We start from the raw sequence: 12040 nt of genomic DNA, 5'->3' as shown, positions 1-12040 counted from the left end.
GCCCAAGAACGGGCATCGTCGAGACATCCAGCAAATGTTTGAGGCTCGGTAGATTCCTCGTGGTCGTGTCCATGGCTCGATCGGGAGGAATCTGCTTGGGCCGAACTGCGATTCAACAAGATCCCTCACTGGGGCACTGCTGGCGGCAAGCCTCAACCTTTATGAGGCCATTCCCGCGTCCAGTCACCAAAAGTAGTAGACAGCACTCCGTCAAGTGGGCGCACGCAACCGACCAAATAAGGGCTATCTTACGTTCGGATATGGCATACCATGCAATTCGGAGTAGCCTCAGTATATCCGCACCTATCCACTAAGCCTGCTGCTTATTCACATTTTTCCCAGCTTGTAACCATCTGTCGTAACGAGCAGGATACTTTCAAAATTAGTGCATATCTTCTCTCTTCACGAACGGTCCTGGCCATGAGCTTTTCCGCCGACGAACTCATTACCATCGATGCAGACGGCTATCGCGACGCCTATGATCGCGTGCCCATGGCTTTCGAGCACAGTCTTCATCGCTTGCCGATGTTCCAGCCCGATGCGCTGGCGACCCTGGCTGAGCGCTACGCCGACAGTCCTCAGGATTATTTCATCGCGGGGTCAGCGCCGACGCCGGGCACGAAGTTCTACGATGTCGAGCAGAACAGGGCCAGGCCGCACGAGGTCCTGGCTCAGTTGAGCGATGCGCCCGCCCGCGTCCTGCTGAAACGCCTTGAGAACCATGATTCCGGCTTCCGCGACCTCCTGGACACACTCTTCCGCAAGATCACCGCACTGCGTGGCGGCCTAAGTGACGAGAGAATCGCCCGGCTCGAATCCGCCATCTTCATTTCCTCGGCCGCATCCACCACGCCCTTCCACTTCGATCCGGAAATTACGCACTTCTTCCAGATCGAGGGGCCCAAGCATTATCACGTCTTTCCGCCGAACGTGGTGGATGAGAGTGATCTCGAACGCTTCTATGTCAGGGGCACGGTGAACATCGGCCAGCTCGATCTCGAAGGCTGCGATCCCCAGCAGGAGCATGTCTTCTACCTGGAGCCGGGCCGCGGTTTCCATCAACCGCAGGATGCTCCCCATTGGGTGCGGACCGGCGGCGTTCGCAGCATCTCCTACGCCTTCTCCTTCGAGACCGATGCCAGCCGCGGGCGCGGGCACGTCCGCGCAGCCAATCGTTATCTGCGCGCCATCGGCATGCAGCCACAGCGCCCGGGTCCCAACCCGGGCGCCGACCGGGCCAAGGCCGCGGTCATGCAAGTGGTGACGCCGACATTGCGAGGCGTGCGCAAGGTCGTCAGGCAGGTTTCAGGACACTGACGCGGATCGGACGCAACCGACCCGCTGCCCTCACGACCCCTGCCGCTCCCTCGGCGTTACGTCGAGAGAGCGGGGCTTGCCGTTGCGCAGCACGTCGAAACGCGTCGCTTTGCCGATGCGCTCTTCGCCGAGCAGGCGGATGAGATCGTCCACCGCGGCGACGCGACGCCCGTCGAGCGCAACGATGATATCGCCCATCAACAGCCCGGCGCCGTCCGCAGGACCGCCGGCTTCGGCGCTGGCAATCATCACTCCTACGCCCTGCTCGATGCCCGCCGCCATCTGAACACGGCGTGAAATCGACGCCTGCTGTGCGGCAATGCCGATGGAAGCCCTGCGCACGCGACCATGCCGGATGAGCTGCCCCATCACGAAGCTCGCGGTGTTGGACGCGACGGCAAAGCAGATCCCCTGCGCTCCCATGATCACCGCGGTGTTGATGCCGATGACCTCGCCGAGCGTGGACACCAGCGGCCCGCCGGAATTGCCCGGATTGAGGGCAGCATCCGTCTGGATGACGTCATCGATCAACCGCCCGCTCTTGGCGCGCAGCGAGCGCCCGAGCGCCGAGATCACGCCGGTCGTCACCGTGGCCTCGAAGCCGAGCGGATTGCCGATGGCGATCGCCACCTGCCCACGCCGCAGCAGGCTGGAATTGCCGAGCCGCGCCGAGGGCAGGCTGACCGGCTGCTCGATATGAACGAGAGCCAGATCCGTATCGGGATCATCGCCGATTAGTCGCGCGTCGAAATGGCGTCCGTCCTGGGTCTGCACCGAAACCCGGGAGGTGCCCTGCGCAACGTGGCTGTTGGTCAGTACGAGGCCGTCCGGCGAAAGAATGACGCCGGAGCCCGACCCCGCCGGCTTACCGCCCTTGCGGATGTCGAGTTTCACGACGGCGAGCCCGACTTTTTCGGCAACGTCGATGACGGCGTTCGAATAAGCGTCAAGCAAAAACCCGTCTTCGGGCGTCGAAAGAGATGAAGTCCGTTGAGGATGGGTGTCCTCATCCAGAATGGCGGACGGTGCGATATCGAGCAACATTGTATCGACCCAAGACAAAGAAAATGAATACTGAGCACCGATATGGGAATGCCACCGCCTTCGCGGAAGTCCCCTTCCCCTCGCCGCCGTCATGGCGGCAAAGCGGGTCCCCTCGCCTTTGCATAGCTACGCTTGATCGAAGCGATCAAAAATGATCATGAATGGCGTTCGCGCCAAACCGTTGCGCCCGACCTGAATTTCGTCTGTTGTGTCATGCTCAGTGCTTGTTTGTCCGAGTCATCATGAACATCCTGTCCATCCAGTCCTGGGTCACCTATGGCCATGTCGGCAATGCCTCGGCGGTTTTCCCGATGCAGCGCCTCGGCTGTGAGGTCTGGGCCATCCACACCGTGCAGTTTTCCAACCACACCGGTTATGGCGCCTGGAAAGGCCGGGTCTATGACGGCACCATGGTGGACGAACTGGTCGAGGGCCTGGCCGAGCGTGGAGTCCTGCCTCGCTGCGATGGCGTGATCTCCGGCTATATGGGCTCCTCCGATATCGGCAACGCCATTCTCGCCGCCGTCGGCAAGGTCCGCGCCGCCAACCCGGCCGCGACCTATTGCTGCGATCCGGTGATCGGCGATATCGGCCGCGGCGTTTTCGTACGCCCAGGGATTCCCGAGTTCATGCGCGACCAGGCGGTCCCGGCTGCCGACGTCATCACTCCCAACCGGTTCGAGCTCGAATATCTCGCCGGGCGGGAAGTCCGCACCCTGGCCGATGCCAAGGCCGCTGTCACCGCCTTGCAGGCCACCGGTCCCAAGGTCGTACTGGTGACCTCGCTCGATACCGACGACACGCCGGACGATGCCGTCGACCTCCTGGCGGCGGACAGCCACGGCTTTTACCGGGTTCGCACGCCTCGCCTCGGCCTCGACATCAACGGGGCGGGCGATGCGATCGCCGCACTGTTCAATCTGCACTGGAAGCGCTCGGGCTCGGCGGCACAGGCCCTGGACCTGGCCAGCGCCTCGATCTACGGCCTGCTCAAGCGCACTGCCGAGGCGGGTTCGCGAGAGATCCTCACCGTGGCGGCACAGGACGAATTCGTGACGCCAAGCCACCGCTTCGAGGTGGTCGCGGTATAGAGCAAAGGGCGTTTTCCCGCACTTTGCTCTAACTCATTGTTTTAAGGTGCTTTCTTAATCGAAAAGTCTATCGACTTTTCTGAAAAACGCTTTCGTTTCTACCGGAACGGTCCTTTTGTCCCTTTGCCTTGCGAGGAGCCCACCATGCCCCGTCGTTTCTACACGCTCGACGTCTTCACCGATCGCGCCCTTGCGGGCAATCCTCTTGCGGTGGTGCTCGATTGCGAAGGGTTGGATGCTGCGGCCATGCAGCAGATCGCCCGCGAATTCAACCTGTCGGAAACCGTCTTCGTCCTGCCACCGGATGATGGCCGCCACCGGGCTCGTATCCGCATCTTCACGCCGGGCCTCGAAATGCCCTTTGCCGGCCATCCCACCGTGGGCACGGCCGTGCTCTTGGCGCTGCTCGACCATGACCGCCGGCCGGGCGACTACCTCTTCGGCCTGGAAGAACAGATCGGTATCGTGCCCTGTGCGGTCTCCCTCAAGGACGGCAGCGCCTATGCCCGCTTCGACATACCGGCCCTGCCGACCGAGCGCGGGGCGCCGACCGCCACGAGCTTGATCGCCGAAGCGCTGGGCCTGAGCGAACAGCAGATCGGCTTCGAAAACCACCATCCCACCGTGTTCGGCACCGGCTTTCCCTACACCTTCGTTCCCGTGCGTTCGCTGGAAGCGATCGGGCGTATCCGGATCAATACGAGCCTGTGGACGGAGGCTTTTGGCCAGGAAGGCCTCGGCGCCGCCTATGCCTATACCCGCCAAACCGTTGAGGCCGGCTCCAGCTTTCATGCCCGCATGTTCTCGCCCGGCGACGGCATCCCCGAGGATCCGGCGACTGGTTCCGCGGTGGCCGGCCTTACCGGCGTGATTGCCCGCTTCGACGACCTCGCCGACGGCACCCGCCATTTCCGCATCGAGCAGGGCTTCGAAATGGGCCGCCCTTCCCTGATTGACCTGTCCATGATCATCAAGGGCACGCGTCTGGCCGGCGCCTCGATCGGCGGCTCCGCCGTGATCGTCAGCGAGGGAAACCTGCATGTCTGAGCCGGAGATCGTCGCGCTCGACGCCATCGATTGCCGCTTGGAACAACAGCCCTGGCAGTTCGCCGAGGAGAATGCCGAAGCGATAGAAGCGCATTGGCAAAAGGTGATCGAAGCGAAGCCGGCGAGCTTCAACGGCAAGATCCTGCTGCTGCACCGCTGGCAGATCGTGGAACGCCGGTTTCGCGGCGCCTATCTAATGACGGACTATGCCAGCTTCCTGGCCTGGCGGGATTTCGGCACGCCGGGCGAGGCCCGATGGAACTGTTTCGCCATGGCCGCACTCGAGGCCGCCGATGGCGCCTTCCTGCTCGGCGAAATGGCCGAGCACACCTCCAACGCCGGTGCGATCTATTTCGCCGCCGGAACGCCCGATCCCTCCGACCTCGATGGGACTACCGTCAATCTCGCCGGCAGCGTGACCCGGGAACTGGAGGAGGAGACCGGCGTTTCGCCGGCTGGCGTCGATATCGCTTCCGGATGGACCGCGGTTTTTCACGGCCAGCGCATCGCCCTGATGAAATCGGTGCGATCGCCCCTGCGATCAGGGGAACTGAAGAACAGGATCGAGCACTTCCTCGCCCGGGAGGAGCGCCCGGAACTCTCCCGCATGCATGTTGTCGCCACGCGGGCGGACATTCGGGCCGACCGCATGCCTGCTTTTCAATGCGCCTATCTGGCGCATCGGCTCAAGGTGTGATGCACGGTCCCGCCGTCAGCGGACGGGATAGCCGTGACGGCGCTGTGTCGAGGAGATCAGCGACTGGGCCTTGGCGTCGTCGCCCGCCTTGCAGGCCTGTCCCGCTTCAGCCAGGTCCCGGCTCATGACATCATGCACCTTCTTGTCGACGAAGCCGGTCTTCGCGTCTCCGTCGATGACGCGCTGAACGAAGGTGATCCGTTCGAAGCAGGAAGCGGCCAAGGCCGCCGAAGGCAGGATCGAGGAAGTCAGGGCCGAGAACACAGCGGCGCAGATCAACAGACGCATCGGGGTCTTCCAATGATTGACGCCTTGTGATCGCAGGCAAGGGCGTCACTCTCAAGCCCTTCGGCCTTCCTCTCCACTGCAAACGCGCCATGATGCCCGCCCCTTCCCGGCATTTCCCCTTGCCGGCTCCGTCACGGCACTGTACAAGCCCTTGCACCTGATGGCCGTGGGCCGTCTCAGGAAAGGGAATGAACCGTGGCGATATCGCCCGCCAAATTTGAAACGCTCGCGCATCCGGCGCCGGCGCTGGCGTTCGCCCTCCTTTCCAGCCTCCTCCTTAGCCGCCCCTGAGGGCCGGCCGGGCTTCAGCCTGGGCGCTCAGGGGACATGAATGCGGTCGACTGGGCCTGTTGTCAGGCCCTACTTCGCCACCCCTTCCTTTGGCTAAAGAGTTTTTATCATGACATATGCAGGCAAGGTCTCTCAGTTCTCCGCTCCCAAGGTCGATATATCAGCCAAATACAAGCCTTGGCCGCCGATCGACCTGCCGGATCGCCAATGGCCGTCCCGCACCATCAGCCAGGCGCCGACCTGGTGCGCCGTCGATTTGCGCGACGGCAACCAGGCCCTGATCGAACCGATGGGCCACGAGCGCAAATTGCGCATGTGGGACACGCTCGTCGGCATGGGATTCAAGGAGATCGAGGTCGGCTTCCCCTCCGCTTCGCAGACTGATTTCGATTTCGTCCGCTTCCTGATCGAGACGGGACGTATTCCCGATGGCGTCGCCATCCAGGTGCTGACGCAGGCGCGCGAGGAGCTGATCCGCCGCACCTTCGAGAGCCTGAAGGGCGTCAAAAGCGCCATCGTGCATCTCTACAACTCGACCTCCGAGCTGCAGCGCCGCGTCGTCTTCCGCCAGGACCGCGCCGGCATCCGGGACATCGCCGTCAACGGCGCCAAGCTGATCATGCAGCTCACCAAGGAGCTGGGCATGGAGGCAAATATCCGCCACCAGTATTCGCCCGAGAGCTTCATGGGCACCGAACTCGATTTCTCCAAGGAGATCTGCGAGGCGGTGATGGACGTCTATCAGCCCACCCCCGACAACAAGCTGATCCTGAACCTGCCGCTCACCGTCGAGATGTCGACGCCCAACATCTATGCCGACCAGATCGAATGGATGTCGCGCAACATCAAGAACCGCGACAGCGTCATCATTTCCCTGCATCCGCACAATGATCGCGGCACCGGTGTCGCGGCGGCCGAGCTCGGCCTGATGGCCGGCGCCGACCGTGTCGAGGGCACGCTGTTCGGCAATGGCGAACGCACCGGAAATGTCGATCTCGTCATCATGGCCGGCAACCTGATCATGTCGGGCGTCGACCCCCAGATCGATCTCTCCGATGTCAACGGCCTGGTGCGCGTGGCCGAGCACTGCAACCAGCTGCCGATCCACCCGCGCCATCCCTATGCCGGCGAACTGGTGTTCACCGCCTTCTCGGGCTCGCATCAGGACGCCATCAACAAGGGCTTCAAGGCGCTGGAAACGGCGACCTCCCCCGTCTGGGAAGTGCCTTATCTGCCGATCGACCCCAAGGATCTCGGGCGTTCCTATGAAGCGGTAATCCGCATCAACTCCCAGTCCGGCAAGGGCGGCATCGCCTATATTCTGGAAAAGGAACACGGCATCGAACTGCCGCGCCTTCTGCAGGTCGAATTCTCCAAGGCGGTGCAGGGCATCGCCGATGGCGAAGGCGTTGAACTCGGCGCCGACAGGCTGTGGGATGCCTTCACCCGCGAATATCTCGACAATGGCCGCTACACCTTCATCTCCCATCAGATCGTCAGCGATGGCGAGGGAGAAGAGCGGACCATCACCGCGCGCATTCGCGACGAGGGGGTGGACAAGACCATAACCGGCATCGGCAACGGCCCCATCGATGCCTTCGTGACCGCCATGCGCGCTGAGAGCGGTCTCGACTTCGACGTCGCCAATTATCGCGAGCATGCCATGGGATCGGGCGCCAATGCGGCGGCGGTATCCTATGTCGAACTGCGCATCGCCGACGGTTCTACCCTGTTCGGTGTCGGCATCGACAAGGACACCACCAAGTCGGCCCTCAAGGCCGTAATCTCCGGCGTGAACCGTATCCTCAAGCGCTGATCGGAACGCTTTGCTTCAGCGACCGGAACCGGCCCCTCAGGGCCGGTTTCTGTTTGGAAATGCGGCAAGGGCCAAACCAAGCTCCCGGTAGCGCCTTCACCTGTGGCTGCTGCGATAGAGCTTCCATTCCTCCACCCGCCTGCCGTCCGGCAGCTGGCAATCGGCGCTCTCCCCCGCGTCGGTCCGCACGGGAATGGACTTCCCGCCCTGCTGCGCACAGTACACCGATGCGGGATTTGCCATACCGACGGCGTGCGGTGACAAAATTGGATCCGGCCCTCGCCGCGCTATGCAGACGGTCAGAGTCAGGCAAATGAAGACCACCGGATAGATCTTCTTATGCATCTCGCCTCCGGCACTTCTGGATGGATTGATAAGACCTTATCTGGCACCTTTATCCCGCCGCTGCACTTTCGTCGCGCAAGCGCTGGGCATAGACGTTGATGATCAGGGCGATCAACAGGATGACGCCACGGATCAGGATCTTGAGAAAGCTGTCGATCTCGACATGATCGAGGCCATTGTTGAGCACGCCGAGCACGCACAGCCCGACAATGGTGTTGCCGATGCCGCCGCGCCCGCCGAAGAGGCTGGTGCCACCGACCACCACGGCCGCGATGGCGTCGAGCAGATAACCGGTGAATTCGTTCTGCTGCGCGCTGCCGAAATGCGCAACGCCGACCATGCCCGCCACGCCCGAGCATACCGCCGAGATCACCATCACGGCGGCCAGGATCGTCCTGACATTAATGCCGGAGAACTCCGCCGCCTCGCGGTTGCCACCGACCATATAGATGTAGCGCCCGAAGCGCGTATAGGTCAGCACAATGTGGCCGACACCGAGGAAGATCCCCAGCACGATCACGATCCACGGCAGCCCGCCGATATTGCCCGAGCCCAGCGTCGAGACCAGATCCGGCACGGCATAGGCGATCTGGCCGCGCAGCAGCAAGGCACAGATGCCGTCGGCGATCTGCATCATCGCCAGCGTCATGATGAAGGAGGGAATGCCGATCCGCGTCAGGCCGAAGGCATTGACCAGTCCCAATGCAGCGCATGCGATAAGAGCGAAGACGATGGCCACGCCGCCGGGCATGATGAAATTGGCATTGGCGATGTTCACATAGGATTCCTGCGCCGTGAAGAACGCCACCGCCACACCGGTGACATTGGCGATCGAGGCCACCGACAGATCGATCTCACCGCACAGGATCACGAAGGTCAGCCCGACGGCGATGATGCCGGTCACCGAGATCTGCACCAGGATATTGGCTAGATTGTCCAGCGTCACAAAGGACGGACTCGCCACCGCAAAGAAGATCACCAGCGCCAGCAAGGTGGCGAAGGGCGCGATGTTGCGCATCTGGTTGCGCAAGATCGCCCCCAAGCCCTGGCGGCCGAACGTCGCCTGGCTGCCATCCTGAACCGGTGTGCTCATTCCTCAAAACTCCCAAGCTGAAGACAGGCGGGTTTGCCGCCTCAGGCCGCTTCCAGCAATTTGTCCTTCGAGATCGTCTCGGCGGCAAACTCGCGGACGATCCGCCCCTTTTTCATCACCACGACCCGATCGGCCAGCGACAACACCGTCTCGGGCTCGGCCGAGACCACGATCACCGCCAGTCCCTTGTCGCGCAGGTCGCGCACGATCTTGACCACATCGTCCTTGGCGCCGACATCCATGCCGCGCGTCGGCTCCGAGAGGATCAGCACCTTGGGCATGTGGGTCAGCCATTTGGCCAACGCGACCTTTTGCTGGTTGCCGCCCGACAGCGAGCCGAGCAAGGCATTCACTCGCGGTGGGCGGATATGGAGGGCCTCGATATGTCCCTGCGCGGTCTTGCGCTCCACGCCAGGCTTCAGCCACAGGCGCGAGATCCTCTCGAGAATGCTGATCGAGATGTTGCGATAGAGCGGTTGATGATGGAACAGCATCGAGCGCCGGCTCTCCGGCACGAAGGCAATGCCCGCCGCGCGCGCCTGCGCCGTGTTGCGCAGGGTCCGCGTCTTGCCTTCCAATTCGATATGCCCATGCGCCGGCTTGAGCTTGCCGAACAAGGTGCGGGCGAATTCGAGCTGGCCGCAGCCCATGAAGCCGTAGACGCCGAGCACCTCGCCGGCGCGCACGTCCAGCGACACATCGGCAAAGGCGCGACCATAGGAGAGGCCCTGCGTCGCCAGAACCGGGGAGCCTTCGGGCCTGGCCGGCAGCGAGATCAGACCCGAATAACTCTCTTCCAGCCCTTCATGGCCGCGGCCGATCATGTGTTCGATCACCCAGTTCTTGTCGATGCCTTGCGTCGAATGGGAGATCACATGACGGCCGTTGCGGAAGATCGTCACCGCATCGGAAATGCTGAGAATGTCATCGAGAAAATGCGAAATGAAGACGATGCTGCGACCATCGGCCCGCACCTTGCGCAACACCTCGAACAGGCGCTGCACCTCCGGCGGCGACAGCGCCGATGTCGGCTCGTCGAGAATGATGATGCGAGCGCCTGAAAACAGCACGCGCGCCAGCTCGATCAATTGCTGCAGGCCGATCGGCAAGGCGCCGATACGCATGCGCGGATCGACCTCGATGCCGAGATTTTTGAGCTGCTCGCGCGCGCCCTTCACCATGGCGGGCCAATCGACCAGGCCGAAGGCGTTGAGCGGCTGCTTGCCGAGATAGACGTTCTCGGCGACGGTGAGATCGGAAACGATGCTGAGTTCCTGATGCACCATGCTGATGCCGGCAGCGAGAGAGTCATGCGCCGAGCGGAAATGCACTTGCCTGCCGTCGATCTCCAGGCTGCCCTGATATTCGGTATGCACTCCGGCGATGATCTTCATCATCGTCGACTTGCCGGCGCCGTTCTCGCCGACCAGGCCGTGGATCTCGCCGGCCTGAAGCGTGAAATCGACGCCTTTGAGGGCAGCCACGCCGCCAAACGATTTCGAGATGTCCGTCATCCTGAGGCGTGGGGGAGCACCGGTCGCCGCTTGCTTCTCGTCTAGCGCCATCATGCCTCTCGGAAAGCCGTGGTGTTCTTGGTTTCGGAATGGAATCGAAAGATCGCGGCCAATTGGGAGAAACGCCACTTTTGTCATGCCCAGGCTCGTCCCAGGCATCCAGATACCGCAACCCGATGGGTCCGTGGCCCTGGATCACCGGGACGAGCCCGGTGATGACAAAAAGTGGAGGTTCCCACCATTCTTCCGGCTTGGTCGTTCAAACCGGCACGCCGATCTCAGATCAGATAGTGCTTTTCCATCCAGAGCATGCCGGCCGCGTTGTCCTTGGTCACCACGGGGCCGTCGGTGACGACCTGCTTGGGGATGCCGCCTTCGCCGGACTTCTCGCCGCCGACCACAGCTGCAACACCAGCCACGATCGCCCCGCCATGAATGCGGCAGGACGGGTTGCGCACGGTGGCGAACATGCGCCCTTCCGCCACCGCCGAGATGGCCGGCGGCATGGCGTCGACGCCGCCGATCTTGATGTCGGTGCGGTTGCGTGCCTTCATGATGTTGTAGGCGGCCAGCGCCATGTCGTCATTGTGAAAGAAGGCCGCATCGATCTGCGGATATTTGGTCAGGTAGGTCTCCCAGAGGCGGGCCGCCTTGGTGACGTCCCAATCGGCGGGCTGCGTATCCAGCACCTCGATATTGGGGAACTGCTTCACCACGCTCTCGAAGCCCTTGGCCCGTCCCTGCGCCCCGGTATGGCCGAGGGCGCCCTGGGTCATGATGATCTTGCCCTTGCCGCCAATGGCAGTGCACAAAGCCTGCGTGACCGAAGCACCCATGAACTCGTTGTTCGGGGCCAGGAAACTATGCACGTTGATCTTGTCGAGCGGGGCGATCAGCGTGTCCATGTCGATGACGGGAATGCCGGCGTCGATCATCTTCTGCACCGGCTGCGTCAGCGTGCCGATGCCGAAGGCCTGGATCGCGACGAAGTCCCATTTCTGCGAAGCCATGTTGTCGATGGCGGCGCGCTGCTTGACCGCGTCGAGCTGGCCGTCGAACCAGGTCACCTCGACATTGAAGAGCTTGCCCCAATATTCGGCCGCTTCCTTGCCCTGCGCGCACCAGGTCGCCTGCAGGCCGGCATTGGAGAAGGCAGCCTTGAGCGGCTTTTCGGAGCGACCGGCCACCTTCGCAGCCTCGGCGGCGAAAGCTGGGTCAAGGCCGAATCCCCCGAACAAGGCCGCGGCAGCGCCAGCGGAGAACGAGGCAGAACGAATAAAATCGCGCCGCGTATGCGGCGTCCTATCCTTGGGCATTCATTTCCTCCCTGGAGCAAACGCGTTTGGAACGCTTGTTTGCTCTCACCCTTTGTTTCCACGCGTCTTTGCGTTTGCGGGCAACGCCGCCAAATCGCAAAAGCTCTGGCATTTTGCTTTCGGTGCGCGACACCGACGCGGCTCTTTGCGAGCCTGGCGCAGGCGGTTGAATCCGCTGCGC

At 62.5% G+C, this 12040-nt stretch carries 11 protein-coding genes; 5 read left to right on the top strand and 6 right to left on the bottom strand.

What is annotated here, in order from left to right:
• The first annotated feature begins 420 nt into the window (after positions 1–420).
• Positions 421–1317 carry a hypothetical protein gene (locus AB4037_RS28820; protein WP_441773823.1) on the top strand — a complete coding sequence of 299 codons (897 nt, stop codon included), beginning with the start codon at positions 421–423 and terminating at the stop codon, positions 1315–1317.
• A gap of 30 nt (positions 1318–1347) precedes the next feature.
• Here the strand turns inward: AB4037_RS28820 and AB4037_RS28815 are convergent, their stop codons facing one another.
• A complete protein-coding gene (locus AB4037_RS28815) occupies positions 1348–2358 on the bottom strand; it encodes a S1C family serine protease (protein ID WP_441773905.1) in 1011 nt (336 codons plus the stop codon).
• 245 nt (positions 2359–2603) lie between these two features.
• Here AB4037_RS28815 and pdxY point away from each other — a divergent pair, with 245 nt between their 5' ends.
• The 3 genes from pdxY to AB4037_RS28800 all read left to right on the top strand — a co-directional run bounded on the left by pdxY (position 2604) and on the right by AB4037_RS28800 (position 5196).
• Positions 2604–3452 carry a pyridoxal kinase PdxY gene (pdxY, locus tag AB4037_RS28810; protein WP_441773822.1) on the top strand — a complete coding sequence of 283 codons (849 nt, stop codon included), beginning with the start codon at positions 2604–2606 and terminating at the stop codon, positions 3450–3452.
• A 144-nt stretch (positions 3453–3596) separates the two neighbouring features.
• Positions 3597–4499, top strand: coding sequence for a PhzF family phenazine biosynthesis protein (locus tag AB4037_RS28805; protein WP_441773821.1), 903 nt, complete (start codon positions 3597–3599; stop codon positions 4497–4499).
• Positions 4492–5196, top strand: coding sequence for an NUDIX hydrolase (locus AB4037_RS28800; protein ID WP_441773820.1), 705 nt, complete (start codon positions 4492–4494; stop codon positions 5194–5196). Before AB4037_RS28805 ends, AB4037_RS28800 begins: the two co-directional genes overlap by 8 nt.
• 15 nt (positions 5197–5211) lie before the next feature.
• On the opposite strand, the gene AB4037_RS28795 is transcribed toward AB4037_RS28800, so the two are convergent.
• Positions 5212–5484, bottom strand: a complete 273-nt coding sequence (locus AB4037_RS28795; RefSeq protein ID WP_434955804.1) for a hypothetical protein — start codon at positions 5482–5484, stop codon at positions 5212–5214.
• 400 nt (positions 5485–5884) lie between these two features.
• Between AB4037_RS28795 and leuA the strand changes: the two genes are divergently transcribed.
• Positions 5885–7591: a 2-isopropylmalate synthase gene (gene leuA, locus AB4037_RS28790; protein WP_434955803.1), complete on the top strand. Its 1707-nt coding sequence runs from the start codon at positions 5885–5887 to the stop codon at positions 7589–7591.
• A 96-nt stretch (positions 7592–7687) separates the two neighbouring features.
• Here the strand turns inward: leuA and AB4037_RS28785 are convergent, their stop codons facing one another.
• The 4 genes from AB4037_RS28785 to AB4037_RS28770 all read right to left on the bottom strand — a co-directional run bounded on the left by AB4037_RS28785 (position 7688) and on the right by AB4037_RS28770 (position 11859).
• Complete coding sequence (locus tag AB4037_RS28785) at positions 7688–7936, bottom strand: putative hemolysin (protein ID WP_441773819.1); 249 nt, start codon at positions 7934–7936, stop codon at positions 7688–7690.
• Positions 7937–7985: 49 nt separating this feature from the next.
• Positions 7986–9029 (bottom strand): ABC transporter permease, encoded by a 1044-nt coding sequence (locus AB4037_RS28780; RefSeq protein WP_434955801.1) that lies wholly within the window; start codon positions 9027–9029, stop codon positions 7986–7988.
• Between the two features lie 41 nt (positions 9030–9070).
• A complete protein-coding gene (locus AB4037_RS28775) occupies positions 9071–10597 on the bottom strand; it encodes a sugar ABC transporter ATP-binding protein (RefSeq protein WP_441773818.1) in 1527 nt (508 codons plus the stop codon).
• Positions 10598–10821: 224 nt separating this feature from the next.
• Positions 10822–11859 carry a sugar ABC transporter substrate-binding protein gene (locus tag AB4037_RS28770; protein WP_434955799.1) on the bottom strand — a complete coding sequence of 346 codons (1038 nt, stop codon included), beginning with the start codon at positions 11857–11859 and terminating at the stop codon, positions 10822–10824.
• Positions 11860–12040: the final 181 nt, after the last annotated feature.

Origin of the sequence: Labrys sp. KB_33_2 (assembly GCF_052114505.1) — a bacterium.
Lineage (GTDB): Bacteria > Pseudomonadota > Alphaproteobacteria > Rhizobiales > Labraceae > Labrys.
The sequence above is the reverse complement of the archived record's forward strand: the minus strand, read 5'-3'. Positions and strand labels throughout refer to the sequence as shown.